We start from the raw sequence: 24,621 nt of genomic DNA on the forward strand, positions 1-24,621 counted from the left end.
CCCGCCGGCAGCGTGACCTACAGGCCGAGCTTGCGGGCCGCCGCGGCGGCCTCACCCCGCGAGCGCACGTCGAGCTTCCCGAGGATCGCCGACACGTGGTGGTCGGCGGTCTTCGGGGAGATCACCAGCCGGGCGGCGATGTCCGCGTTGCTCAGCCCCTCGGCGAGCAGCGCGAGCACCTCAAGCTGACGTGACGTCAGACCAATCGGGTTCTCCCGCGTCGCGGGTGAGGCCCCACGCGGGACACCGCTGACCCCGGCCTCCCGCAGCCGGGCCCGGAACCGGGCCGCGACCCCACGGGCGCCCAGCTCGTCCAGCGTGGCGAGCGCCGCCAGCAGGGCGGGAGGCGACCCGTCGTCCCACCCGGCGAGGGCTTCCTCGTAGGGCTGCGGTCCGTGCGACGGCAGCGGCTCCGGCCGGACGCGGTCCGCCTCCGGCTGCACCCCGTCGGCGGCCAGCCGCCACATCCACCAGCGGAACGAACGCTCGGTGTGCTCCCGACCGGGCAGGCTCGCCGCGGCCAGGGCGGCGATGGCGTCCTGTTCCAGCCGCGGGTCGGGGACCCGGGTGAGCCAGGCCTGCTCGGCCAGCGCCCCGGCCGCGATCATCCACTTGTCGGCCTGGCCGAACCGGTCGGCGAGCGCCCAGAGCTCGTCCAGCTGCGGGTTCACCGGCGATGCCTCCCGGCGCGCGGCCAGCAGACCGAGCACCAGGTGGGCCCAGAACCGGCCCAGCGGCAGGTCGCCGGTCGCGAGCACGGCGTGAGCGTCCCGCTCGGCCTCGGCCCAGCGGCCCTGGAGCAGGTAGAGGCGGGCCCGGGTCCCCCGCTGCCACATCGAGCAGATCGTGATCGCCCGTTCCTCGCTGAACGGGATCGCCTCGGCGAGGACGGCCTCGGCGTCGGCCCACCGACCCTGCTCGACGTCCATGTGCGCGAGGTTGCTCATCGCGCCGGTGGCGAGCTCGTCCCGGCGACCCTGGAGCCCGGCGTCCCGGGCCGCGAAGAGGTCCGCGCGGCCGCCGGGATCGCCGCCCAGCAGCCGGGCCACCCCGAGGCCGACACCGGCGTTGCCCCGGAGCACCGGGTCCGCGCCGAGCGCGTCCGCGATGTCCTGCGCGCGCGTCCCCGCCGTCAGCGCGGCCTCCGTCTCGCCGCGGTGCACGGCGAGGTAGGCGGAGTTGGCGAGCGCGAATCCGAACTCACGCTGGTCCCCCGCCCGCTCGAGGATCGCCATCGACTCCCGCTCGTGCCGGGCGGCGGCCGAGGAGTCGGCGGCGTACCAGGAGAACGCCGACAGGATGCGGTGCGCACTGCCGACCGCCACGTCGTCGGCGAGCGCCCGGCGCAGTTCGAGCGCCTCGGCGCGCACGGCGATCGCGCGATCGAGCCGCTCGGTGAAGTAGAGCTCGTCGGCGAGCGCCTCCAGCAGCTCCGCCCGGCGAGCGGTGTCCACCCCGCCCTGAGACAGCGTCAGTTCGTACCAGGCGACGGCCTCCCGATGCGCGCCGGAGCGCGCGGACTCGGCGGCGGCGACGGGCGCGTAGGTCCGCACGCGCTCGACGTCCCCCGCCGCGGCGGCGTGGTGGGCCAGCACCGCCGACTCGGCCCCGAGCTCCTCCAGCGCCGACACCATGGCGGCATGGAGCCCCGGCTCGACGCCCGGCGCGGCCGCCGCGAGCACCGTCGAGCGGGCGATCTCGTGCCGGAAGGCGACGCCCGTGCCGCGCGGGTCGACGAGGCCGGTGGCGATCAGCGCCTCGACCACGTCCGACCCCACGCCGAGCGCCGCGAGCAGGTCGGCGCCCACCCCGTCCGGCGCGCACGAGAGCAGCTCCAGCGACCGCCGGGCCGGACCCGGCAGCGTCGCGGCCCGGGCCAGCACCGCGTCGCGGACGCTGTCGGGGATCGGCGAGGACGGGTCGGTCGCGATCTGGGAGACGAAGAACGGGTTGCCCCCCGTGCGCCGGTGCACGTCGGCGGGGTCCGGACCGCGGCCGTCGAGCAGCTCGGTGACCGCGGCGAGGCTCAACGGGGCCAGCTGCAGCCGCCGTGTGTCCGGGACCGTCACGAGGTCACCGAGGACCGGCCCGAGCGGGTGGTCCGGACCGACCGCGTCCGCGGTAGCTCACGACCATCAGGGACGGCGTGCCCGCGATCCGGCGGGCGAGAAAGCGCACCAGGTCCGCGGTGGCCTCGTCCGCCCAGTGCAGGTCCTCGACGATCAGCGTCCGCGGGCGGTCCCGGAGCGCCGCGAGGACGGCCGCGAAGACCTCGTGCTGCGGGGCGCCCTCCCGGAGCAGGTCGGGCAGCGGCGCGCCCAGGTCGACGGCGACGTCCCGCAGCGGACCCAGCGGACGCGGGGTGCTGAGCGCGTCGCACATGCCCCACAACGGCGGCTCGCGCAGGGCGCTCGCGAACGCTCGGAGCAGCACCGTCTTCCCGATGCCCGGCTCGCCCGCCAGCAGCACCAGACTGCCGTCGCCCGCCACCGCACGCCGGGCCCGTTCGGTGAGCACGTCGAGGGGGTGCTCGCGCTCCAGGAGCCGCACCGGCTCAGCGTACGGCCGCGCCTCCCCGTACGGCAGTCGCCAACTTTCGGCGACATGTCCACCGGTGCCGGCCGAACTAGGCTCCGGCCCCATGACCGCTGCGCCCGGACCGTCCCGCCCCGCCGCCGTCGCGTTCGACGTCGTCGAGACCCTGATCGCCCTCGAACCGCTCGGGGAGCGATTCGAGAAGGTGGGCCTGCCGGCCCACAGCGTGCGGGAGTTCTTCCCCCGGACCCTGCTCTACGGCGTCGGGCTGAACGTGACCGGGGACTACGTCCCGTTCCCCGTCGCCGCCGCGGCGGCGGTGCGCACCATTGCGCGGCACTCGCTGACGCCGGATCAGGTCGACTACGTCGTCTCGGGAATGCGCGAGCTCCCGGCGCACCCCGACGTCGAGCCGGCCATGCGGGTCCTGAACGAGGCCGGCATCCGGGTGACGTGCCTGACCAACGGCGCGCCCGAGGTGGTGGAGGCGTTCCTCGCCCGCAACGGGCTGGACCCCCTGGTCGAGAAGGTGATGACGACCTCGGAGCTCCAGTCCTGGAAGCCGCCGGCGAAGGTGTACCTCCACGCCGCGTCGGAGCTGAAGCTGCCGCCCGAGCGGGTCTGCCTGGTCGCCTGCCACGCCTGGGACTGCCACGGTGCCAAACGCGCCGGGTTGATGGCCGGCTGGGTCGCCCGGGCCGAGGGCGGCTACGACGAGATCTTCGCCCCCGCCGACGTCCGCGGGGACGACCTCGTGGCGGTCGCCCGCGGGCTGGCGGAACTGCCGTCATCGGACTGACGCACACGCGTCATGCCGACGCCCTAGGCTGCGGCGCATGGGGGACGTGGGGCGCTCACGGCGGCCGGCGCGCCGCAGCCCGGCCGAGTGGGGGCCGGAGGGCGAGCGCTTCCTCGCCGACGTCTCCCGGCGCCTCGACGCGCTCGGTCCGACGACGCTGGAGCGGCAGGCCCTGCGCATCCGCAACTACGAGATGCGCCACCTGTTCGCCGGCCGCGCGACCGGCGGGAAGCTGAGCTACGACGGCCTCGTCGGGCACCTGCGCCGCGCCGCGATCGGGTCCCGCGACCTCGCCGACGGGCTCCCCCGGCTGGTGCCGCGGTGGACCTACGCCCTCGCCCGCGTCGTGGGCCTGCAGCACCTCGAACCGGACGACGCCCTGATGTCGGCGCGGCTCCTCGGCGCGCTGTGGGAGCAGTCGGGCGCGGACGCCATCACGCCCGAGCACCAGAACTTCGCCGCCCAGCAGCTGTTCACGGCCGGGGCGCACGACACCCTGCGCCGCGCGCTCAAGAGCTTCCGGGCGCTCACGCCGGCGCAGCGCCTCGCGCTGACCGCCGACCTGCGCAACCCCGCCATCTCCCGCACCGGGGACGACGCCGCGTGGCACGCCACCGTGCGGGAGATCTTCGCCGCCGCCCGCCTGGAACCCGTCCGGCTCGGGGGCGACGGGGCGACCCGGTTCGACCGGCTGACGTGCGACCTCCCGGCCGGCACCGTCTCCGGCCCGCTGGTGAGCGTCATCCTCACCTGCTTCCGCCCCGGGCCGGAGCTGTTGTCCTCGGCGCGGTCGATCCTGAACCAGACCTGGGCCGACCTCGAACTGCTCGTCGTCGACGACGCGTCACCCGCCGAGTTCGACCCGGTGCTCGAGGAGTGCGCCGGGCTCGACCCCCGGGTGCGGGTGATCCGCCTGCCGGTCAACGGCGGCACGTACGTCGCCCGCAACGCCGGGCTCGACGAGGCGCGGGGCGACTACGTCACCGGCCAGGACGACGACGACTGGTCGCACCCCCGCCGGATCGAGTGGCAGATCGCCCCGCTGCTCGGCGACGCGAGCCTGCGGGGCACGCGCACCCAGTGCTTCCGCGTCTCGCCGCACGTCGGGTTCACCCGGCCGGGCCAGGAGCCTCGGTCGGCAGCCGGGTCCTCGCTGATGTTCGGACGGGCGGAGGCACTGGCCACCGCCGGCTACTTCGACCGCGTGCGCAAGGCCGCGGACACCGAGTACCTGCTGCGGCTCACCCACGGGCACCCCGAGTCGGTCCTCGACCTCGACGCGCCGCTCTCGTTCGTCCGCGTCGGGTCGAGCACGCTCTCGGCCGGCGAGTTCACCGTCGGCTGGCTGGCCGAGGCGCGCCGGGATTACCGCCTGCACTACGGGCACTGGCACCGGCAGCTGGCCGTAGGCGAACCCGCGCGGCTGCCCCGCGAGCCGGCCACCCGGCCGTTCCCGGCACCCGCCGCGTTCTGCCGCGGCATCCCGAACGCACCCGAGCCCCCGGACCGGTACGACGTCGTGATCCTCGGCGAGTGGCAGAGCCGGGGCGGACCGTCGCCGGCGCTGCTCGACGAGGCCCGGGCCCTGGTGGCCGGCGGCCTGCGGGTCGGCGTCGCGCACGTCGAACCGGTGGCGCCCGCCGCGGAGGCGCCGCGCGACTCGTTGGGCGACCTGCTCGACCTCGCGGCCGCCGGCGCCCTCGACCTCGTGCAGCTCGACTCGGGCCTGTCCGCCGGCCTGCTGCTGGTCCGCTGCACCGCGGCCCTGCCCTTCCTGCCGACGGTGCCGGCCGACCTCGACGTCGACCGTGTCGTCATCGTCGCCGACGAACCGCCGCACGACCCGGTCACCGGGCTGCGCTACCTCGTCCCCGCGTGCACGGCCGCGGTCCGCGACCGGTTCGGCGTCACCCCGACGTGGGCACCGATCGACCCGCGCGTCCGGGTGGCGCTGGCGCCGCACGTCGACGTCGAGCGGTTGGAGCCGCGCGACCTCGGCTGGGCGGTGGACCCGTCGCGGGCCGTGCTGCCGCGCCCGGCCCGGCGCAACCTCCGCCCCGTGCTGGGCTGGAACCCCGACCCCACCGGCGAGTGGCCGGAGCAACGCGCCGACCTGCTGGCCGCCTACCCGCGCGACGACGAGTTCGACGTGCGCATCCGCGGGAACGCCGACGCCGTCGCGAAGCTCGTCGGTCGGGTCCCGCCGCGGTGGGTGGTGTTCACGCGCGACGAGATCGCCGTGCAGCCGTTCCTGCGCGGCCTCGACTTCTACGTGCACGCGGCACCGGCGCTCACCGCGCAGACGGCGCGCAGCGTCCTCGACGCCGTCGCGCTGGGGTGCCTGGCTGTGCTCTCGCCGGAGCTCGAGCCGACGTTCGGCCCGATCGCCGAGTACGCGACGCCGGACCAGGTGCGCGCCACCGTGCGCCGCTGGGCCGCCGACCCGGTGGCCCTGGCCGCCCGGGTCGCGGAGGCGAAGGTCGCGCTGCTGGACCGGTTCGGCCCACCCGCCTACGTCGCGGCGGTCCGCGCGTTGCTGGCGCCTGCGAGGGCGTGAGCCCCGCGTAACCCGTCGACGAGCTCGGCGAAGGCCGCCGCCCCGAACCGCTCCCGGACGAAGGCGACGCCGCGCGCAGACTGCGCGTCATAGCGCGCCGGGTCCGCCCAGAGCTCGGCGACGACCTCACCCGCCGACCCCCCGGGGGCGTAGCAGGCGGCGTCACCGAAGCCGGGCCGGAACTGCTCGGGCAGGACGGCGACCGCGCCGGTTGCCAGCGCCTCGCGGATCGCGCGCTCGGTCTCCAGCGTCACCGCCTCGTTCGCCGGCGGGACGTAGAAGTCGAGCGAGGCGAGGAAGGGCCGGACGTCGATGTCGTCCTCGGAGAACGACATCCACTCCTGCGGGAGGCCGTCGTGCGTCAGCAGGCCGGTCGAGGTGACGATCACCCGCCGCAGGCGGACGTCGACCTCCACACCCGCGCCCGGCGCCGGGTAGGTCGCGCGCAGGTCGGCCGCACGGGCGCGCCAGGCCGCCACGGTGTCGCGGGTCATCGCACCGATCACGGGCCGGCGGTCGCGCAGCGGGCTGCGGGCGACGGCCCAGGAGTCGACGTCCACGACCGGCGGGGCGTCAAGGTCCCAGAGCCGGTCCGCGTCCACCAGCCCGGCGAGTTCGGCGCGGACCGCCGGACCCTGCGGCACCCAGACCGGCTCCACGCCGAACAGGTCGGTCACCGACCGCTCGGTGATCGGGACCGTGTAGACCCGCCGGCCCTCGCTGACCGGCGGCCGGTCGGCGAGCACCGCCACGCGGCCGACACCGATGTCGGTCGGCGCGCTCGTGGGGAACTGCAGGACAGGCGCGCCGTGCACGAGCAGCAGGCCGATCTGGGCGCCCTGGTCGGCGAGCACGAAGTCCGCCTCGCCGCGGTCGATCAGGTCGAGCAGGTCCGTGGAGAACGGGAGGCGCTTGGTGCTCGGCGGGAACATCGTGTCCAGCGGCAGGACCCCGAGCCGCAGGCCGCGCCCGCGCAGACTGCGCAGCTCGTCCAGCAGGATCCGCGGTGTGGAGTCCGGCGTCACCCAGTCCCCCGCGACCACGACGTCGTAGCGGTTCGGCGGAAGCGTGGCACCCGGGATCCCGGTGACGAACCGCAGCGGCGCGGGGAACGGCCGCTTCGTCTGCACCTTCGGCAGCCGGCGGTCGGCACCGGTGCGCAGGAGCTTGGCGTGCCAATGGTTGTAGGAGGCCTGGTACGTGGTCCGCGCCGCGTGCTGCCAGCCCGCGGAGAACTCCGACCGTGACAGGGATCCGTGGCCCACACGCTGGCAGGCCAGCGGGTAGTCGACGTCGACGAGACCGTCGGGGGCGCCGAGCACGAGCCGCTTGAGGAACTCGTTGTCGGCGGCCTTGCGTGCGTGGTCGTAGTAGCCGCAGTACCGGCGCACGTCCTCCCGACGGGTCATCAGAAACGGCGCGATGAACAGGATCGGGTCGTAACCGGGCTGGTTGAAGACGAAGTCGTCGCTGACGCGCAGGGACCGGCCGCGGGTCGCGCGGACCGACCGGTTCTTCAGCAGCGGCCGGACCTGGACCTCCAGCCGGCGCGGGTGCGACCAGTCGTCGGCGTCCTGACCGGAGATGAACTCACCGCGGGCGAGGTCGAGGGCCGTGTTGCGCGCCAGGTAGGTCCCGCCGTTGACCGGCTGCTTCACGACGCGCACCCGCTCCGGGTCCAGCGCCGCGACCTGCTCGAGGACCGCGTCGAACTCCGGCGGCGAGGCGTCGTCGATGACGAGCAGTTCCACGTTGCGCCAGGTCTGCTCCAGCACCGAGCGGGCCGAGGTGATCAGCGCCGCGTCGGGCCGCCAGCTGCTCATCATGACGCTGATCAGCGGGCCGTCGACCTCGTCGGTGACACCCTCGCACCGCATGCGGTCGAAGACCGTGGCGCCCTCCGGGGCGAAGGTGATGGTCTCCAGCCCGGTGCCGTCGAAGATCCGCGCGATCGTGGCGAGCCAGTCCGCCTCGCTCTTCGCGACCTTGGAGGCGTAGGGGTTCGCGAGGTCGGCCTGGATCGGGAACAGCACCCGCGGCGGCAGGTTCAGCCGCGGCAGCAGCCGCGCGAGCTCGGCGTGGAAGCCGGCGGCGTAGAGGAAGTGCGCGTAGGTCTTGCGGTGGTCCTCGTGCCAGCGCTCGACGGAGTGCTGGCGGCTGACGACGGTGAGCAGCCGGGCGGCGAGCGCCTCGTCCTCCGCCTCGAGCCCCTGCAGCCCGATCACCCGCGCGAGCTGGATCGCCGGGCGCTCGGCCAGCGGCGGCAGCCCGGTCCCGAGCCGACGGTCGTCGACGTCGTGCGCCCGCAGGTGCTCGATCAGCTCGGTGTAGGTCAGCCCCGGGCCGGCCGCGTTGCGCAGCAGGAGGTGGCGGGCGGAGAAGCTCTTCGCGTACAGCGACCCGCGCTCCATCGCGATGTTGCTGACCGAGTTGCCCAGCTCGACGTAGTCGCCGACGAGCTGCTCGCCGTCGGGCCCCCAATCCGGGACGAATCGCCGGGGCTGGACGCGCATCTGCGCGGGCGGGGGCTCCGGCGGCGGGGAGAACAAAGTGGGCGACTCCGGCAACGGTTCGGTACCGGGTGCGGTACCGCAGTGGAACGGTCGACAATGATCGACACCGATGATCGACAGAGTATCTTCGCAGCAGGGGTGAGGGATTCTCGATGCGCGCCAAGGTGATGGGACTGGGCCGGGCCCTGGGCGGCCCGCGGGCCCAGGCGCCCGTGATGGCCGTGGCCACGGTGCTGGCCGGCCTGACCGCGGCCGCCGCCCTCGCCGAGCACTACCGCTGGACGATCGTCGGGCTCACCGTGCTGGCCTGGATCGCCGTGCTGCTGGTCGTCGACACGCGCTTCCGCATCGCCCAGCTGGAGCGGGTGCAGCGCATCAAGGACGCCGAGCCGGACCCGGCCGTCCGGATGGAGCACACCCTGCGCCGGGTGCTCGCCGCCGTCGAGACCTCACGACTCGAGTCGCTCGACCGCTACGCCGAACTGGTCGCCGGCCGTCCGGGCGCCGCGGCGCGGGCCGAGGAGCCGGAAGAAGCGGCCCGGGCGTGACGGACGAGGTCGCGGGTCCGCGGCACCGGGCGAGCAAGCCCACCACCAAGGGTCTCTCGGGGACCGCGGACCGACCGCACGGCGGCTCGCGCTTCCGGGCGGACGTCGAGGGGCTGCGCGCGATCGCGGTCGGCCTGGTCCTGATCTACCACGCGGGGCTGTCCGAACTGTCCGGCGGCTTCGTCGGCGTCGACGTCTTCTTCGTCATCTCCGGCTTCCTCATCACGAGTCTGCTGCTCGCCGAGTTCGACCGTCGCGGCACCGTCTCGCTCGTCGAGTTCTACGCCCGCCGCGCCAAGCGTCTGCTGCCCGCCGCCTGCATCGTGCTGGTCGTCACCGCGATCGGGGCGCGCCTGGTCCTGCCCGAGTACCGCTGGGACGTCACCGGCGGCGACATCGTGGCCGCCGCGTTCTACTTCGTGAACTGGCGGCTGGCGGACCGGTCCGTCGACTATCTCGCCGAGGACGTCGCGCCCTCCCCCGTCCAGCACTTCTGGTCGCTCGCGGTCGAGGAGCAGTTCTACATCGTCTGGCCGGTGCTGCTGGTCGTCGTCGCGCTGCTGGCCCGCCGGTTCGGCCACGGCCGGCGGCTGCTGACGATCGGCCTGATCGGCATCGCGGTCTCCTCGTTCTGGTACTCGCTCTCCGAGACCGACGCCAACCCCGCCCGTGCGTTCTTCGTGACCCCGACCCGGATGTGGGAGCTCGCGGTGGGCGGCCTGGTCGCCGTCGCCGTCGGGGTGCTCCCGCGCATCCCGCGCCTGGTGGCCCTCGTGCTCGGCTGGGGCGGCCTGGTCGCGGTCGTGGCCGCCGGCTTCGTCGTCGAGGAGACCATGCCGTGGCCCGGTTGGCGCGCGGCGCTGCCCGTCCTGGGCACCGCGGCGGTCATCGCCGCCGGCCCGGCCGTCGGCCGCGCCGGACCTGCCGTCGTGCTCGGCACCAAGCCGATGTGCTGGATCGGCGGGCTCTCGTACTCGCTCTACCTGTGGCACTGGCCGTTGCTGGTCCTCGCCGACGAGCACTACGACGGCATCTCCACCAAGCAGGGGCTCGTGGTCGTGGCGATCAGCGCCGTGCCCGCGTGGATCACCCACAAGCTGGTGGAGAACCCGGTCCGGCACAGCCGCGTCCTGTCGGCCCGGCCGAAGCTCGCCCTCGGCGTCGGCCTGAACGTCACCGTCGCGGCCGCGGTCGGCGGGCTCGCCCTCGCGGCGGTCGTCGGGGGTACCGGCGGCAATCTCCGCCCGAACCCGGTGCGCGCGGAACGCGACGTGCCGGACCTCTACGCCAAGGGCTGCCAGCAGAACCAGGTCTCCGCCGAGGTCGTCACCTGCGAGTACGGCCCCGCGGACGCGACGACCACGATCGCGGTGTTCGGCGACTCGAAGATCGCCCAGTGGGTGCCGGCCCTGCAGGCGCTGCTGCCCCGCAACGACCTGCGCGTCGTGACCTACACGAAGTCCGCGTGCGCCCCCGCCGACGTCGACACCAACGGCAACGAGGGGCTCTACACGAGCTGCCGTGAGTGGGTCGGCAACGTCCTGACCGAGCTCACCGGTCCGGCCAAGCCCGACTTCGTCCTGACCTCGCAGCGGATCCCCACCGCGGCCGGCCCGACGCCGGAGGCCCGGCGGACCACCATGCGTGACGGACTCGACTCGACCTGGGCCCGGCTGGAGGCCGCGGGGATCCGCGTCGTCGTCCTCGCGGACACGCCCTCGCCCCCGTTCACGGTCTGGCAGTGCGTCGCCGAGAACCGGTCGGACTGGTCGACGTGCGAGTTCGAGCGCGACCCGGCGGTGGCCAACAGCGCCGCTCCCCTGCTGCGCGAGGCCGTGGCCGGTCCGCAGTCCGACCCGGCCTTCATCGACCTGACCGCGGACATCTGCCCCGCGCCGATCTGCCCGCCGGTCATCGGCGACGTGCTCGTCTACCGGCAGGGCTCCCACCTGACGGCGACCTTCGTGAAGGAACTCGCCCCGGTGCTCGGCGTCGCGCTCAAGTCGGCCGGGGTCCCGCTCCCCGCGGTCCAGCTCCCCACCCCGACCCCGGCCCCGTGAACCGAATTTGAGTGAGCGTCACATCCGGTTGAGCAGTTCCGCCTTCTTCGCCTGGAACTCGGCCTCGGAGATCACGCCCTGGTCGCGAAGTGCCGCGAGTTCGGCGATCTGACTCGGCACCGACGGCGCGGCCGGCATCCCGCCGGTGCGCTCCCGGACGTCGTTGGCCTCGACGGCGCGGTTGATCTCGCGCTGCACGTACTCGGGGCGCTTGATGTCGGTGAACCGCTGCTGCCCGCTCTCCCCCGCGGACTCGATGAGCAGGTCGCCCGAGCGCAGGATCCGCTCGAACACCGTCTGGCTCATGTCGATGTTGTTGACCCGGTTCAGCGGGACGTCCCGGCCGTGCTTGGCGACCAGGCCCTTGCGGTAGATCAGCCGCTCCGTGGTGAGGACGAAGTGGGTGCTCAGCCACTGCAGCAGGCGGGCGGTGAACCAGAGCAGCCAGACCACGAACAGCACGGCCGCGAGCCAACCGACGACCGTGCCGGTGTCCCCGTCCAGCGTCAGGGCGAAGACCCCGAACGCGACCACGGGTACCCCGACCGCGATGTGCTTGGACAAGAACCACCAGTGCGGACGCAGGTCGAGGACGATCTCCTCGCCGTCCAGCAGAAGCCGCTTCGGGTATCCCATGGAGCAGAACCTACTGCGCGAACGGCCCGGGAGGGCCTCAGTGCCGCACCGCCGTGACGAACCACGCCGCGGAGTCCAGCAGCAGTCCGTCGCCGGTGAGGTGCTCGGCGATCGTGGCGCGCAGGGCGGCGAGGCCCTCCGCGCGCGCGGCGTCGTCCAGGTCCTTGAGGAGGAACCGGACGCACGGCTGCCCGGAGACGAACTCGTAGGCCGACTCCAGGTCGGTCCCGAAGCACGCCGGCCGCCGGACACCGGTCAGCTTCACCTTGTGCAGTCCCGCCCCGGTGAGCAGGTGCCGGACCCGGTCGGGGTCGGCCAGCGACGTCGGGCCGGGCGCGTCCGGCGGGGGCGCCGGCAGGTCCCGGCCCATCGCCAGGGAGTCCCGGATGACCTGCATCCAAGTGTTGTGCGCCGGCGACTGCCACACCGCGAACAGCACACGGCCGCCCGGGCGCAGGGCCCGGGCGATGTTGGCGAAGGCCGTCGGCGGGTCGGCGAAGAACATCACCCCGAACCGGCTGAGCACGACGTCGAACCCGCCCGGTTCGAAGTGGTAGACCTGCGCGTCGGCCTGGACGAACTCGATGTTCGCGACCTGCTCGGCCTGCGCCCGGTGCCGGGCGACGTCGAGCATCGCCGCCGAGAGGTCCACCCCCATCGCGCGGCCCGGCGAGGTGCGGCGCGCGGCGTCGATCGTCGTCCGGCCGCACCCGCAGCCGATGTCGAGGACCCGCTCGGCCGGCCGCAGGTCGGCGGTCTCGAAGAACGGCTCCATGTACGCCGCGAGCGTGGCGTCGAAGGCGTCGGCGTTGGTCGCCCAGTACTCGCCGTCGGTCCCGTCCCAGGTGCGCAGCGACTCCGCGTTCGCCGGGTCGACCCGCGGCGTGTTCACGCGTCCATCCCGGTCGCCCCGGACCCTCGGCCCGCCCACGACCAGGCGTAGTCCGGGTCCTCGCAGGCCCGCGCCCCCTCACCGAGCTCCAGCGGCCGGAAGGTGTCGACCATGACGGCGGTCTCGTCGAAGCGCTCCACGCCGAGGCTCGCCTCGGCCGCCCCCGGCTGCGGGCCGTGGGCGTGGCCGCCGGGGTGCAGCGAGATCGAGCCCAGCCCGATCCCCGAGCCCTTGCGCGCCTCGTAGTTGCCGCCGACGTAGAACATGACCTCGTCGGAGTCGACGTTCGAGTGGTAGTACGGCACCGGCACGGCGAGCGGGTGGTAGTCCACCTTGCGCGGCACGAAGTTGCAGACGACGAGGTTGGTGGCCTCGAAGACCTGATGGACCGGCGGCGGCTGGTGCACCCGCCCGGTGATCGGTTCGAAGTCGGCGAGGTTGAAGGCGTACGGGTACAGGCACCCGTCCCACCCGACGACGTCGAACGGGTGGGTGGCGTGGGTGACGATCGAGCCGACGACGCCCTGCGCCCCGCGGTGCTTGACGTACACCTCGACGTCGGTGGCCTCGATCAGCGGCGGCTCCCCCGGCGGGCGGAGGTCCCGCTCGCAGTAGGGCGCGTGCTCGAGGAACTGGCCGCGGGCGGAGAGATACCGCTTCGGCGGCGTGATGTGGGAGTTGGCCTCGATCGCGTACAGGCGCAGCGGTGTCGACCCGCCGGCGGAGTCACCCGTCGGCACCCAGCGGTGGGTCGTCCCGCGCGGGATCACGACGTAGTCGCCGGGGCCGGCGTCGATCGCACCGAACAGCGTCTCGACCGTCGCGGTCCCGCCCTCGACGTACACGCACTCGTCGCCGATCGCGTTGCGGTACAGCGGCGAGCCGGCGCCCACGGCGGCGTAACTGATGCGGACGTCGGCGTTGCCGAGCACCAGCCGACGGCACGTCACCGCGTCGGCGGTCCGCCAGTTCCCCTGCTCGCCGAGGGCGTGCAGCCGCAGGTGCCGGGGCCGGAGCGGGTGATTCGGAGTCGTCGTCAGATCCGGGAGGTCCCAGCCGCGGCTGTCGACGATCGCCGACGGCACGTGCGCGTGGTAGAGCAGCGCGGAGTCCGAGGAGAACCCCTCGGCGCCCATGAGCTCCTCGGAGTAGAGCCCGCCGTCGGGCCGGCGGAACTGCGTGTGGCGCTTGGGCGGGATCGCTCCCGCCACCCGGTAGTAGGGCATGAGCTCATCCTGCCCCCAGCGGGCGCGATCACGGCGGCACAATTGCTCCCCGTGCCGCACCTGATTCTTGCCTCCGCCTCCCCCGCCCGCCTCACCACGCTGCGGCGGGCCGGGCTGAACCCGGAGGTGATCGTCAGCGACGTCGACGAGACCGCGGTGTTCGGCCCAACGCCCGCGGCGACCGCCGAACTGCTCGCGACCATGAAGGCCGAGGCCGTGGTGGGGCGCATCGAGCCGGTGCCGGGCACCGTCGTCCTCGGGTGCGACTCCCTGCTCGAACTCGACGGCCAGGCGCTCGGCAAGCCCGAGACCACGGAGGCCGCGACCGAGCGGTGGCGCGCGATGCGTGGCCGCACCGGCGTGCTGCACACCGGCCACTGCCTGATGGAGCCGGCCACCGGCCGCCGCGCGGTCGCGACCGCCTCGACCACCGTCCGGTTCGCCGACGTCACCGACGCCGAGATCGGGGCCTACGTCGCCACCGGCGAACCCCTCCGGGTGGCGGGCGCCTTCACGATCGACGGCCGCGGCGGCGCGTTCGTCGAGGGCATCGAGGGCGACCACCACAACGTCGTCGGCGTCTCCCTGCCGCTGCTCCGCCGCCTCTGCGCCGCCCTCGGCATCGCCTGGACCGCCCTCTGGGAGCTCCCCGCCTGACGCCGCCCGGCACCCCACCCGCCGCCGCCGTTGTCAACAAAGGGTGACACCCCTTACTGCGCAGTAAGGGGTGTCACCCTTTGTTTCACGGGGGCGGCGGCGGAAACCGATGAGTTCCGGTTGTCGGCGGAGTCTGGTGAGGTGAGAACCCCGGACAAGGACGGTGACGCATGTCCAGCGCGCTGGTAGCGATCGGCACGGCGAAAGGGCTGTTCCTGGCCCGCAGCGACGACGACCGGAGGAGCTGGTCCCTGACCGGACCCCACTTCGGGATGAGCGAGGTCTACTCGGCCGCGATCGACACCCGCGGCGGGCGCACGCGCATCCTCGCCGGGGCGATGAGCTGGCACTGGGGCCCGATGGTCGTCCGGTCCGACGACCTCGGCGCGACCTGGGTCGACACCGAGCGCGGCGCGGTCCGGTTCCCGGAGGGGACGGACGCGGCGGTCGCGCGCGTCTGGCAACTCGCCCCGGCGCCGGCGGACCAGCCCGGCGTCGTCTACGCCGGTGTGGAGCCCTCCGCGCTGTTCCGCTCGACCGACGGCGGCGAGACGTTCTCGCTCGTCGAGGGCCTGTGGAACCACCCCCACCGCAAGGAGTGGCAGCCCGGCGGTGGCGGCCAGGCGCTGCACACCGTCCTGCCGCACCCGACCCACCCGGACCGGGTCCTGGTCGCGATGTCGACCGGCGGGGTCTACCGGACCACCGACGGGGGTGAGTCGTGGTCACCGGCGAACCGCGGGATCGAGGCCGACTTCCTGCCCGGCGACGAGCCGGAGTTCGGCCAGTGCGTGCACAAGGTGGCACGGAACCCGCAACGGCCCGAGCAGTTGTTCGCCCAGAACCACGGCGGGGTCTACCGCAGCGACGACGGCGGCGACCGCTGGGTCTCGATCGTCGAGGGCCTGCCGGCGGACTTCGGGTTCCCGATGGTCGCCGACCCGAACGTGCCCGGCTCGGTCTTCGTCTTCCCCATCGTGTCGGGCGAGGAGCGGTTCCCGCCCGAGCGCAAGTGCCGCGTCTACCGCACCGACGACGCGGGCGCGACGTGGTCGGCGCTGACCAACGGCCTCCCCGCGGACCCGCACTACGGGGCGGTGCTCCGCGACGGGATGTGCGCCGACGACGCCGACCCCGTCGGCGTGTACTTCGGCAACCGCAACGGCGAGGTCTACGCCACCGCCGACCGCGGCGAGAGCTGGCAGCAGATCGCGGCCCACCTGCCGCCGGTGCTGTGCGTGAAGGCCGCCGTGCTCCCGGAGCCGGCGTGATCGAGGTCCCGGTCCGCCTGCCCGCGATCCTGCGTGGGTTCGCGGGCGGGCAGGCCGTCCTGCACGTGCCGCTCGACGGGAACGCGACCGTCGGCGCCCTCCTCGACCGGCTCGCGGCCGAGCGACCCGCGCTGGAACGGCGGATCCGCGACGAACGTGGCGTCCTGCGCCCGCACGTGAACGTGTTCGTGCACAAGACGAACGTCCGGGACACCGGTGGCCTCGCGACCGAGATCCCGCCCGGCGTCGAGGTGCTGGTGATCCCGGCGGTGTCCGGGGGCTAGGCGGTCCCGGTCAGGCGATGCAGTAGAGCTCGGCCCCCGCCGCGGCGGCGACCGTGGCGACCACCGGGCACAGGTCGCAGGCCCCGCCGACGCAGTTCGTCTGACTCGGCGTCATCACCGGCGCGACGACGCCGGGCATCGTCACCATCGCCAGCCCCACCAACGGGGCGAGGACCCTGAGCAGCCGGTTCCACATCCCGTCAGTGTGCGCCCGATGCCGCGCCGGCTCCAGTCGTTCCGGCCAGGTCGTGCAACTGGGCCAGGGCCTCGTCGACGAAGTCGGCGAACGTACGGCGGCCGCGGGAGGTCACCCACCGCGCGAACGCGACCTTGAAGACCGCCATCCCGGTCTCGGCCGCCAGCCCGGCCGCGGGCTCCTTGACGCCCCGGCGACGCAGGGCGTCGGTGAGGGCCCCGGAGAGCCGGGCGAGCTTGATCAACTCCCGCTCCCGCAGGTCGGCGTTGGCCGTGATGACCTCGTGCCGGCTCCGGGAGAGCTCCCGCGGCGGGAAGTAGTCACTCGCGGCCCGCAACGCGGCGGCGACCTGGTCCAGCGCCGGGGTCGACGCCGGGGTCGCGGCGAGCGCGGCGACCATCACCTCCTCCAAGGCCTCCGCCCCGGAGAAGAGCACCTCACGCTTGTCCGCGAAGTAGCGGAAGAAGGTCCGCTCGGTGACGCCGACGCGTTCGGCGATCTGCGCGACGGTCGTCGCCTCGAACCCGTGCTCGCTGTAGAGCTCGAGCGCCGCGGCGCAGAGGCGACCCTTCGCGTCAGGCTCCCAACGACCCATGGCTACCAGCGTAGGCGATGACAGATTCTGACATCAGTCGCTTCGCGGTGATGACAGAGACTGACATCGTGACGTACCGTCGATGTCAGGAACTGACATCACTGGAGGAATCGATGCGCATCTTCGTCACTGGAGCGTCCGGCTGGATCGGCGTTCCCACCGTGACCCGTCTGCTCGCCGCCGGCCACGAGGTGGTCGGGCTCGCCCGGTCCGACGCGGCTGCGGCCGCGATCCCGGCGGGGGCGGAGGTCGTCCGCGGGAGCCTGGACGACCTCGACCTGCTGCACGCGCAGGCCGCGGACTCCGACGGCGTCGTCCACCTCGCGTTCCGGCACGACATCGCCTTCGCGGGCGACTTCACCGGCGCCGTCGTCAGCGACCGGCGCGCGATCGACGCGTTCGGCGACGCCCTCAAGGGCTCGGACAAACCGTTCGTCCTCGCCTCCGGCGTGCTGGGACTGCCGGGCGGCCGGGTCATCACCGAGGACGACCGCCCGGACCCCGCGGTCCACCCGCGGTACGCCAACGCGGCCGTGACGCTCGACCTCGCGGCCAACGCCGTCCGGTCGGTCGTCGTGCGGTTCGCCCCCACGGTCCACGGGGCGGGCGACCACGGGTTCGTCGCCGCCCTCGTCGGGATCGCGCAGCAGACCGGAGTCTCGGGCTATCTCGGCGACGGGACGAACCGCTGGCCCGCGGTGCACGTCTCCGACGCCGCCGACCTCGTGCACCGGGCTCTGGAGCGAGCTCCGGCCGGTTCCGTCGTGCACGCCATGGCCGAGGTCGGCGTCCCGACCCGGGACATCGCCGAGGCGATCGGCCGACAGCTCGGAGTGCCGGCGCGATCGATCCCGCCGGAGCAGGCCGCGCACTTCGGCTTCCTCGCCGAGCTCTTCGGCATGGACGCGCCGACCTCGAGCGAGATCACGCGCCGCGAGCTGGGCTGGAACCCGTCGGGCCCGACCCTGCTCGAGGACCTCAACGTGGGCGCGTACTCGCCCCGTTGAGCGCAGCCAGCCGACCGCGGCGCCAGGCCTCGTACCCGGTGAGCGGGGCGGCGCCGGCAGGCCGTGCGCAGAGCACCGCGACGAGCGCCGCGACCTCCTCGGCCGTCGGCTCACCCCGAGTGATCGCGATGTCCGTCATACCGGCGGAACCCCGTGCCGGCGCTCGGTGAAGTGCCGGGACTTGCCGACCGACTGCCGGAAGCGCGCGACGAGCTCCGCCCGCAGCTCCTCCGGCGTGATGATCGCGTCGATGACGAGGTCGGCGGCCAGGCGGAGCAGGTCGACGTCGGCCTCGTACTCGGCACGCCGGGCGGCGACGAACTCGGCGCGCTCGGTCTCGTCGGCGATCTCGGCGATCTTATTGAAGTACACGGCGTTGACGGCGGCCTCGGGACCCATGACCGCGATCCGGCCGGTCGGGAGCGCGATGCAGGCGTCGGGGCCGAAGCCCGGGCCGCACATCGCGTAGAGCCCGGCGCCGTAGGCCTTCCGCACGATCACCGAGATCTGAGGGACCGTCGCCTCGGAGACGGCGGTAATCATCTTCGCGCCGTGACGGATGATCCCCTGCCGCTCGACCTCGGACCCGATCATGAAGCCGGGGACGTCGGCCAGGTACAGCAGCGGGATGTTGTAGGCGTCGCAGCACCAGATGAACCGGGCGGCCTTGTCGGCGGAGTCGGTGAACAGCACCCCGCCCTTGACCGCCGAGTTGTTCGCGAGGATGCCGACGACCTTGCCGTCGAGCCGGCCGAAGCCGACGACGAGCTCGGCCGCGAACATCGGCTTGACCTCGAAGAAGGAGTCCTCGTCGAGCAGGGCGTCCAGCAGGTCGTGGACGTCGAAGGGCTGGCTCTCCTTCGCCGGGATGACCTCGGCGGTCAGCGGCCGCGCCGGCTCCTCGGGCGCGAACTCCGGCGGCTGCTCCCGCCAGCAGGTCGGCAGGTAGGAGAAGTAGGCTTTGGCCTGCTCGATCGCGTCCTCGTCGTCGACGGCGAGCTGGTCGCCGCAGCCGGAGACGGAGACGTGCATCCGCGCGCCGCCCATCTCCTCCAGGGAGACCTTCTCGCCGACGACCATCTCGGCCATGCGCGGCGAACCGAGGTACATCGAGGCGTTGCCGTCGACCATGATCACGAGGTCGCAGAACGCCGGGATGTAGGCGCCACCGGCGGCCGACGGGCCGAACAGGCAGCAGATCTGCGGGACGCGACCGGAGAGCGCGACCTGGTTGTGGAAGATCCGGCCTGCGCCGCGACGACCCGGGAACATCTCGACCTGGTCGGTGATGCGGGCACCGGCGGAGTCGATCAGCCAGAAGACCGGCAACTCCTCGCGCAGCGCGGTCTCGGTGAGGCGCACGATCTTCTCGACGGTGCGGGCGCCCCAGGAGCCGGCCTTGACCGCGGGGTCGTTGGCGACGACCAGCGCGGGCCGGCCGTCGACCAGTCCCCGCCCGGTGACGACACCGTCGGCGGGGAGGCCGACGGCGAGCGCGTTGGCGAGTTGGCCGTCCTCGACGAACGTGCCCTCGTCGAAGAGCAGGTCGAGCCGCGCCCGGACGTGCAGCTTGTTCTGGGCCCCGAGCTTCTTCAGCGCGGAGGCGTTGGGCACGAGCGTGGCCTCACGCGCGGCGGCGACCGCCTTGGCCATGTCCTCGGTCATGCGGGTCCTTCGATCTCGCCGGCAGCGGACGGGTCGGGCTGAGCTGGCCGATTACTCGACCGGGAGTTACTCGACCGGGAGGCCGAGGCCGCGGCTGATCAGGATGCGCTGGACCTCGGAGGTGCCCTCGCCGATCTCCAGGATCTTGGCGTCCCGGTAGAAGCGGGCGATCGGGTACTCCTCCATGAAGCCGTAGCCACCGAAGATCTGGGCGGCGGTGCGGGTCGCGCTGACCGCCGCTTCGCTGGAGTAGAGCTTCGCGATCGAGGCGGCCTGCTTGACCTCCTTCACCGGGCGGCCGGAGTCCTTCAGCCAGGCGGCCTTGTAGGTGAGCAGACGCGCGGCCTCGACCGCGACCTGCAGGTCGGCGAGCTGGAACGCAACGCCCTGCTTCTTGCCGATCGGCTGCCCGAACGCCTTGCGCTCCAGGGCGTAGGCCAGCGAGTGGTCGAGGCACCCCTGCGCGAGACCGACGGCGAGCGCGGAGATCGCGATGCGGCCGTCGTCGAGGATGTTGAGGAACTGGGCGAAGCCGCGACCCCGCTGCCCGAGCAGGTTGGCCTCGGGCACGCGCACGTTGTCGTAGGTCAGCGGGTGCGTGTCCGACAGGTGCCAGCCGAGCTTCCGGTACGCCGGCTCGGCGGTGAAGCCGGGCGTGTTCGTCGGCACCATGATCGCGGAGATCTCGGCCTTGCCGTCGGCCGTCGTGCCGGTGCGGGCGGTCACGGTGACGACGGAGGTCAGCTCGTGGCCGGAGTTCGTGATGAAGGCCTTCGAACCGTCGATGACCCACTCGCCGTTCTCCAGAACGGCCTTGGTGCGCGTGCCGCCGGCGTCCGAACCCGCCTCGGGCTCGGTCAGGCCGAAGCCCGCGAGCGCGCGACCGGCGACGAGGTCGGGCAGCCACTGCGCCTTCTGCTCGGCGGTGCCGTAGGTGGCGATGGGGTTGATGCCGAGACCGACCGCAGCCTCGAGCGTGATGCCCAGGGACTGGTCGACGCGGCCGATCTCCTCGATCGCGACGCAGAGCGTCGTCAGGTCGGCGCCGGCGCCGCCGTACTCCTCCTCGGCCGTCAGGCCGAACAGCCCGAGCTCGGCCATCCCCTGGACGGCCTCGGTCGGCAGGCCCTTGCCCTCGGCCTCCCAACGCTCGATGTTCGGCGCGAGCGCCTTCTCGGCGAAGTCGCGGACGACCTTGCGGAACGACTCGTGGTCCTCGGAGAGGGCGAAGGACATGGGGCGGATCACCTCGGGGCACCGGAAACGCGGACGGAGTTCGGGCTGGCGGAGCAGCTGACGCTTACGTTAACGTAAGCGGCGTGAGTGAGGCGGCGCAAGAGCTCTCCCCCGGCCAGGAGTGGACGATCACGGAACTCGCGGCCGAGTTCGACGTGACCTTGCGCACGATCCGCTTCTACGAGGACCTCGGGCTCATCTCCCCCGAGCGGCGCGGCACCTCGCGCGTCTTCCGCAGTCGGGACCGGGTGCGCCTCAAGCTGATCCTCCGCGGCCGCCGGCTCGGCATGTCGCTGGACGAGATCCGCACGATCATCGACATGTACGACGCCGCCCCCGGCGAGGTCGGCCAGCTCCAGTACCTGCTCGAACAGCTCGACGCCCGGCGCGTCGACCTCGAGGCGCGCCGCCGCGACATCGAGGAGAGCCTGGAGGAGCTCGACCGCGTCGAGGCCAAGGTGCGAGCGGATCTCGCCCGTCTCTCCGGCCGCACGGGTCACACCGGCGGTTCCGGGGAAGATCGTCCGCAGGCTTCTCCGCAGCACTCGCAAGCCCGCTCACACGCTCATGCACACAGTCGTCCGGACGGTCAGCGCCGACCGTCGCGCGGACGTCCGCGGGGCGCTCAATAGACTCCGTCCGGTCTGAGGAGGAACGACGGTGCAGAAGGTTCTGATCGCCAACCGCGGTGAGATCGCCGTGCGCGTGGCACGTGCGTGCAAGGACGCCGGGATCGGGAGCGTGGCGGTCTACGCCGAGCCCGACCGGGATGCGTTGCACGTCCGGGTGGCCGACGAGGCCTTCGCCCTCGGGGGGTCGACGCCGGGAGACAGCTACCTGGTGATCGACAAGATCCTCGACGCCGCGCGCAAGTCCGGCGCCGACGCGGTCCACCCCGGGTACGGCTTCCTCGCCGAGAACGCCGACTTCGCCCAGGCGGTGATCGACGCCGGGCTGACCTGGATCGGTCCGCCGCCGTCCGCGATCATCGGCCTCGGCGACAAGGTCAAGGCGCGCCACATCGCGCAGAAGGCCGGTGCCCCGCTGGTCGCCGGCACGGCGGACCCGGTCTCGGGTGCCGACGAGGTCGTCGCCTTCGCGAAGGAGCACGGCCTCCCGATCGCGATCAAGGCGGCGTTCGGCGGTGGCGGTCGCGGCCTCAAGGTCGCGCGCACCCTCGAGGAGGTCCCCGAGCTCTACGAGTCGGCGGTCCGCGAGGCGGTCGCCGCCTTCGGCCGCGGCGAGTGCTTCGTCGAGCGCTACCTCGACCGCCCGCGTCACGTCGAGACCCAGTGCCTGGCCGACTCGCACGGCAACGTCGTCGTCGTCTCGACCCGTGACTGCTCGCTGCAGCGCCGCCACCAGAAGCTGGTGGAGGAGGCGCCCGCGCCTTACCTGACGCAGGCTCAGATCGATGAGCTGTACAGCGCTTCGAAGGCGATCCTCAAGGAGGCCGGCTACGTCGGCGCCGGCACCTGCGAGTTCCTCGTCGGCCAGGACGGCACGATCTCCTTCCTCGAGGTCAACACCCGCCTGCAGGTCGAGCACTGCGTGTCCGAGGAGGTCACCGGCATCGACCTCGTCCGCGAGATGTTCCGCATCGCGGACGGCGAGGCGCTCGGCTACGGCGACCCCGAGATCCGCGGCCACTCGATCGAGTTCCGTATCAACGCCGAGGACGGCGGACGCAACTTCCTCCCGGCTCCCGGCACCCTGACCGCGTGGAAGCCGCCGTCCGGCCCCGGCGTCCGTCTGGACTCCGGCTACGAGGTCGGCGAGACCATCCCCGGGATGTTCGACTCGCTGGTCGCGAAGCTCATCGTCACCGGCGCGACCCGCCAGCAGGCGCTGGAGCGTTCGCGCCGCGCGCTGTCCGAGTTCGTCGTCGACGGCATGCCGACGGTGATCCCGTTCCACCTCTCGGTCGTCTCCGACCCGGCGTTCGCGCCGACCGACGGCAACGCGTTCACGGTCCACACCCGCTGGATCGAGACCGAGTACGACAACCAGCTGACCCCGTACGCGGGCGCCGGCGCCGAGGCCCCCGAGGCCGAGGAGCGCCAGAGCGTCACCGTCGAGGTCGGCGGCCGTCGCCTCGAGGTCGTGCTGCCCGCGGGTCTCGCCGCGGCCGGCCCGGCCTCCGCTGCGGGCCCGGCGAAGAAGGCCCGCAAGGCCGGGGGCAAGAAGGCCGGCGCCGCGGCGTCGGGCGACTCGCTCACCTCGCCGATGCAGGGCACGATCGTCAAGGTCGCCGTCGAGGAGGGCCAGACGGTCGCCGAGGGCGACCTCATCGTCGTCCTCGAGGCGATGAAGATGGAGCAGCCGCTCAACGCCCACAAGGCCGGCACGATCACCGGTCTGTCCGCCGAGGTCGGCGCCACCGTGAGCAGCGGATCGGTGCTCTGCGAGATCAAGGACTGAGGTCATCGCCCGACCGCTCCCCCGGCCCAGCAGGTCCCTGCTGGCCACGCTCGGGCTGCCGGTGATCGCCGGCAGCCTCGCGGTCGGGCTGCTCGTCACGTCCTCTGCGGGCGCCGACACGGTTCTGGTCTCCGAGGGCTCCGAGAGTCATCTCCCGGCCTTCGTGGACCTGACCGGCGCGCGATACGTCAGCGACGCCGACGGGTTCTCCGCGCGACTGTCCGTGCGGGATCTCAAGCTGCGCACGGCCACCGTCGGCTTCACGCTGACGTTCCCCCGCTCGGGGCAGGTCTTCCGCGTCTCCAGCACCCGCACCAAGGCGGGCCACCAGACGTACCTGGTGACCCGCGACCGGGCGGGGAAGAAGCCGGCCCGCGTCTGCTCCGACTTCGTCGCGACCTGGGACGACACCCGGGACCGCATCGACATCCACGTCCCGTGGTCCTGCCTGGGCGACCAGCGGGCGACGATGAAGGTCGCCGGCCATCTCCGGTCCGGGACCCGCTCCGCGACCGGGACCGGCGACTCGGTGAAGACCGTCCGGGTCGCGTACACCTGAGGTTCGAGGAGCCCCGCTTGATCGAGAGCACCACCCACGACCGCATCACCGTCGTGACCATCAACCGACCCGACAAGCGGAACGCCCTCAACATCGAGGTGTGCGACCGTTTGAAGGCCGCGGTGACCGACGCTGTCGCCGCCGGCGCCCGCGCCCTCGTCCTGACTGGGACGGGGTCGAGCTTCTGCTCCGGCGCCGACTTCGGCGAGGTCTACACCGGCGACTTCCGTGCCTCGCTCTACGGGATGCTCCAGGCCGTCAACACCGCGCCCGTCCCGGTCGTCGCGGCGGTCAACGGCCCGGCGATCGGGGGCGGTACGCAGCTCGCGATCGCAGCCGACCTTCGCGTCGCCGCCCCCGGCGCGGTGTTCGCGATCCCGACCGCGAAGCTCGCCCTCGCGGTCGACCCGTGGACGATCCGCCGCATCGCCGACCTCGCCGGCGGCGGCCCGGCCCGGCGCCTCCTGCTCGCCTGCGAGCAGCTGACGGCGACCGAGGCCCTCGCCCACGGCCTCGCGGACCGCGAGGGCGACCTCGACGCCGCCGTCGCCTGGGCTCAGGAACTCGCCGCCCTCGCTCCCCTGACGCTCTCGTACAACAAGCAGGTCCTGAACGCCCTCGCCGCACCGGTCCCCGAGGCCGACCTCGTCGCCGCGTTCGACCGGTGCTGGTCCAGCGAGGACCTCGTCGAGGCCCGCACCGCCCGCGCCGAGAAGCGCGCCCCCGCCTTCCGCGGCGTCTGACCAACCCGCCCTGCCCCGCGCCCCGGCCCCGGGCCCCGGGCCCCGACGTCAAGAAAGGGTGTCACCCCTTACTGCGCAGTAAGGGGTGTCACCCTTTCTTGACCGGGCGGCGGACCGATGGTGCTGATGTGGCGTCAGAGGTGTTGTCTGGTCGGGTGATCCGGCGAAATCAGACTGTCGGTGGCGGCCTCTACGTTGGGTAGTGATGACGGGGACATCGA

At 73.1% G+C, this 24,621-nt stretch carries 23 protein-coding genes; 12 read left to right on the top strand and 11 right to left on the bottom strand.

Features of this window, described 5'->3' with window-relative positions:
• Positions 1-17: 17 nt before the first annotated feature.
• Both ABD401_RS02860 and ABD401_RS02865 read right to left on the bottom strand, forming a co-directional pair.
• Positions 18-2,069 (bottom strand): LuxR C-terminal-related transcriptional regulator, encoded by a 2,052-nt coding sequence (locus ABD401_RS02860; RefSeq protein WP_344601381.1) that lies wholly within the window; start codon positions 2,067-2,069, stop codon positions 18-20.
• A gap of 4 nt (positions 2,070-2,073) precedes the next feature.
• Positions 2,074-2,550: an ATP-binding protein gene (locus ABD401_RS02865; RefSeq protein WP_344601383.1), complete on the bottom strand. Its 477-nt coding sequence runs from the start codon at positions 2,548-2,550 to the stop codon at positions 2,074-2,076.
• 91 nt (positions 2,551-2,641) lie between these two features.
• Between ABD401_RS02865 and ABD401_RS02870 the strand changes: the two genes are divergently transcribed.
• Both ABD401_RS02870 and ABD401_RS02875 read left to right on the top strand, forming a co-directional pair.
• Complete coding sequence (locus ABD401_RS02870; RefSeq protein WP_344601385.1) at positions 2,642-3,334, top strand: haloacid dehalogenase type II; 693 nt, start codon at positions 2,642-2,644, stop codon at positions 3,332-3,334.
• A gap of 37 nt (positions 3,335-3,371) precedes the next feature.
• Complete coding sequence (locus ABD401_RS02875; RefSeq protein ID WP_344601388.1) at positions 3,372-5,891, top strand: glycosyltransferase; 2,520 nt, start codon at positions 3,372-3,374, stop codon at positions 5,889-5,891.
• Here ABD401_RS02875 and ABD401_RS02880 read toward each other — a convergent pair.
• Complete coding sequence (locus ABD401_RS02880) at positions 5,846-8,440, bottom strand: glycosyltransferase family 2 protein (protein ID WP_344601390.1); 2,595 nt, start codon at positions 8,438-8,440, stop codon at positions 5,846-5,848. The two genes, ABD401_RS02875 and ABD401_RS02880, sit on opposite strands and share 46 nt — an antisense overlap.
• Before the next feature lie 116 nt (positions 8,441-8,556).
• Between ABD401_RS02880 and ABD401_RS02885 the strand changes: the two genes are divergently transcribed.
• Together ABD401_RS02885 and ABD401_RS02890 are read left to right on the top strand one after the other, a co-directional pair.
• Positions 8,557-8,952: a hypothetical protein gene (locus ABD401_RS02885; RefSeq protein ID WP_344601392.1), complete on the top strand. Its 396-nt coding sequence runs from the start codon at positions 8,557-8,559 to the stop codon at positions 8,950-8,952.
• Positions 8,949-11,012 carry an acyltransferase family protein gene (locus ABD401_RS02890; protein ID WP_344601394.1) on the top strand — a complete coding sequence of 688 codons (2,064 nt, stop codon included), beginning with the start codon at positions 8,949-8,951 and terminating at the stop codon, positions 11,010-11,012. Before ABD401_RS02885 ends, ABD401_RS02890 begins: the two co-directional genes overlap by 4 nt.
• A gap of 18 nt (positions 11,013-11,030) precedes the next feature.
• Here the strand turns inward: ABD401_RS02890 and ABD401_RS02895 are convergent, their stop codons facing one another.
• From ABD401_RS02895 to ABD401_RS02905, 3 genes are read right to left on the bottom strand one after another with little or no spacing between them, the layout of a single operon-like run.
• Positions 11,031-11,648, bottom strand: a complete 618-nt coding sequence (locus ABD401_RS02895; RefSeq protein WP_344601396.1) for a PH domain-containing protein — start codon at positions 11,646-11,648, stop codon at positions 11,031-11,033.
• A gap of 37 nt (positions 11,649-11,685) precedes the next feature.
• A complete protein-coding gene (locus ABD401_RS02900) occupies positions 11,686-12,540 on the bottom strand; it encodes a class I SAM-dependent methyltransferase (RefSeq protein ID WP_344601398.1) in 855 nt (284 codons plus the stop codon).
• The gene (locus tag ABD401_RS02905) at positions 12,537-13,766 is read right to left on the bottom strand and encodes a homogentisate 1,2-dioxygenase (RefSeq protein ID WP_344601400.1); all 1,230 of its coding nucleotides are present in this window, start codon (positions 13,764-13,766) and stop codon (positions 12,537-12,539) included. The genes ABD401_RS02900 and ABD401_RS02905 overlap by 4 nt, the downstream gene beginning before the upstream one ends.
• 51 nt (positions 13,767-13,817) lie before the next feature.
• Here ABD401_RS02905 and ABD401_RS02910 point away from each other — a divergent pair, with 51 nt between their 5' ends.
• From ABD401_RS02910 to ABD401_RS02920, 3 genes are all read left to right on the top strand, one after another.
• Positions 13,818-14,423, top strand: coding sequence for a Maf family protein (locus ABD401_RS02910; protein ID WP_344601403.1), 606 nt, complete (start codon positions 13,818-13,820; stop codon positions 14,421-14,423).
• 170 nt (positions 14,424-14,593) lie between these two features.
• Positions 14,594-15,694: a WD40/YVTN/BNR-like repeat-containing protein gene (locus ABD401_RS02915; RefSeq protein WP_344601406.1), complete on the top strand. Its 1,101-nt coding sequence runs from the start codon at positions 14,594-14,596 to the stop codon at positions 15,692-15,694.
• Complete coding sequence (locus ABD401_RS02920) at positions 15,691-15,978, top strand: ubiquitin-like small modifier protein 1 (RefSeq protein ID WP_344601408.1); 288 nt, start codon at positions 15,691-15,693, stop codon at positions 15,976-15,978. Before ABD401_RS02915 ends, ABD401_RS02920 begins: the two co-directional genes overlap by 4 nt.
• 10 nt (positions 15,979-15,988) lie before the next feature.
• On the opposite strand, the gene ABD401_RS02925 is transcribed toward ABD401_RS02920, so the two are convergent.
• Positions 15,989-16,174, bottom strand: coding sequence for a hypothetical protein (locus tag ABD401_RS02925; RefSeq protein ID WP_344601410.1), 186 nt, complete (start codon positions 16,172-16,174; stop codon positions 15,989-15,991).
• Between the two features lie 4 nt (positions 16,175-16,178).
• Positions 16,179-16,769 (bottom strand): TetR family transcriptional regulator, encoded by a 591-nt coding sequence (locus ABD401_RS02930; protein ID WP_344601412.1) that lies wholly within the window; start codon positions 16,767-16,769, stop codon positions 16,179-16,181.
• Positions 16,770-16,882: 113 nt separating this feature from the next.
• Between ABD401_RS02930 and ABD401_RS02935 the strand changes: the two genes are divergently transcribed.
• Complete coding sequence (locus ABD401_RS02935; protein WP_344601481.1) at positions 16,883-17,776, top strand: SDR family oxidoreductase; 894 nt, start codon at positions 16,883-16,885, stop codon at positions 17,774-17,776.
• Here the strand turns inward: ABD401_RS02935 and ABD401_RS02940 are convergent.
• The 3 genes from ABD401_RS02940 to ABD401_RS02950 form a co-directional block, all read right to left on the bottom strand.
• Complete coding sequence (locus ABD401_RS02940) at positions 17,748-17,915, bottom strand: acyl-CoA carboxylase subunit epsilon (protein ID WP_344601414.1); 168 nt, start codon at positions 17,913-17,915, stop codon at positions 17,748-17,750. The genes ABD401_RS02935 and ABD401_RS02940 overlap by 29 nt on opposite strands.
• Complete coding sequence (locus ABD401_RS02945; protein ID WP_344601416.1) at positions 17,912-19,441, bottom strand: acyl-CoA carboxylase subunit beta; 1,530 nt, start codon at positions 19,439-19,441, stop codon at positions 17,912-17,914. Before ABD401_RS02945 ends, ABD401_RS02940 begins: the two co-directional genes overlap by 4 nt.
• Positions 19,442-19,507: 66 nt before the next feature.
• The gene (locus ABD401_RS02950; RefSeq protein ID WP_344601418.1) at positions 19,508-20,677 is read right to left on the bottom strand and encodes an acyl-CoA dehydrogenase family protein; all 1,170 of its coding nucleotides are present in this window, start codon (positions 20,675-20,677) and stop codon (positions 19,508-19,510) included.
• A gap of 83 nt (positions 20,678-20,760) precedes the next feature.
• Between ABD401_RS02950 and ABD401_RS02955 the strand changes: the two genes are divergently transcribed.
• The 4 genes from ABD401_RS02955 to ABD401_RS02970 all read left to right on the top strand — a co-directional run bounded on the left by ABD401_RS02955 (position 20,761) and on the right by ABD401_RS02970 (position 24,400).
• Positions 20,761-21,309 (top strand): MerR family transcriptional regulator, encoded by a 549-nt coding sequence (locus ABD401_RS02955; protein WP_344601420.1) that lies wholly within the window; start codon positions 20,761-20,763, stop codon positions 21,307-21,309.
• Between the two features lie 28 nt (positions 21,310-21,337).
• Positions 21,338-23,098 carry an acetyl/propionyl/methylcrotonyl-CoA carboxylase subunit alpha gene (locus tag ABD401_RS02960; protein ID WP_344601422.1) on the top strand — a complete coding sequence of 587 codons (1,761 nt, stop codon included), beginning with the start codon at positions 21,338-21,340 and terminating at the stop codon, positions 23,096-23,098.
• A gap of 61 nt (positions 23,099-23,159) precedes the next feature.
• The gene (locus ABD401_RS02965) at positions 23,160-23,657 is read left to right on the top strand and encodes a hypothetical protein (protein ID WP_344601424.1); all 498 of its coding nucleotides are present in this window, start codon (positions 23,160-23,162) and stop codon (positions 23,655-23,657) included.
• 17 nt (positions 23,658-23,674) lie between these two features.
• Positions 23,675-24,400 carry an enoyl-CoA hydratase gene (locus tag ABD401_RS02970; RefSeq protein WP_344601426.1) on the top strand — a complete coding sequence of 242 codons (726 nt, stop codon included), beginning with the start codon at positions 23,675-23,677 and terminating at the stop codon, positions 24,398-24,400.
• Positions 24,401-24,621: the final 221 nt, after the last annotated feature.

The sequence above is a fragment of the Sporichthya brevicatena genome, from assembly GCF_039525035.1.
In the GTDB taxonomy this organism is placed as follows: Bacteria; Actinomycetota; Actinomycetes; order Sporichthyales; family Sporichthyaceae; genus Sporichthya; species Sporichthya brevicatena.

Bases quoted from the DNA above. Each gene is read 5' to 3' on its own strand.
- ABD401_RS02895 (WP_344601396.1), bottom strand. From the start codon at position 11,648: ATGGGATACCCGAAGCGGCTTCTGCTGGACGGCGAGGAGATCGTCCTC.
- ABD401_RS02905 (WP_344601400.1), bottom strand. From the start codon at position 13,766: ATGCCCTACTACCGGGTGGCGGGAGCGATCCCGCCCAAGCGCCACACG.
- ABD401_RS02950 (WP_344601418.1), bottom strand. From the start codon at position 20,677: ATGTCCTTCGCCCTCTCCGAGGACCACGAGTCGTTCCGCAAGGTCGTC.
- ABD401_RS02925 (WP_344601410.1), bottom strand. From the start codon at position 16,174: ATGTGGAACCGGCTGCTCAGGGTCCTCGCCCCGTTGGTGGGGCTGGCG.
- ABD401_RS02930 (WP_344601412.1), bottom strand. From the start codon at position 16,769: ATGGGTCGTTGGGAGCCTGACGCGAAGGGTCGCCTCTGCGCCGCGGCG.
- ABD401_RS02870 (WP_344601385.1), top strand. From the start codon at position 2,642: ATGACCGCTGCGCCCGGACCGTCCCGCCCCGCCGCCGTCGCGTTCGAC.
- ABD401_RS02915 (WP_344601406.1), top strand. From the start codon at position 14,594: ATGTCCAGCGCGCTGGTAGCGATCGGCACGGCGAAAGGGCTGTTCCTG.
- ABD401_RS02945 (WP_344601416.1), bottom strand. From the start codon at position 19,441: ATGACCGAGGACATGGCCAAGGCGGTCGCCGCCGCGCGTGAGGCCACG.
- ABD401_RS02940 (WP_344601414.1), bottom strand. From the start codon at position 17,915: ATGACGGACATCGCGATCACTCGGGGTGAGCCGACGGCCGAGGAGGTC.
- ABD401_RS02935 (WP_344601481.1), top strand. From the start codon at position 16,883: ATGCGCATCTTCGTCACTGGAGCGTCCGGCTGGATCGGCGTTCCCACC.
- ABD401_RS02875 (WP_344601388.1), top strand. From the start codon at position 3,372: ATGGGGGACGTGGGGCGCTCACGGCGGCCGGCGCGCCGCAGCCCGGCC.
- ABD401_RS02885 (WP_344601392.1), top strand. From the start codon at position 8,557: ATGCGCGCCAAGGTGATGGGACTGGGCCGGGCCCTGGGCGGCCCGCGG.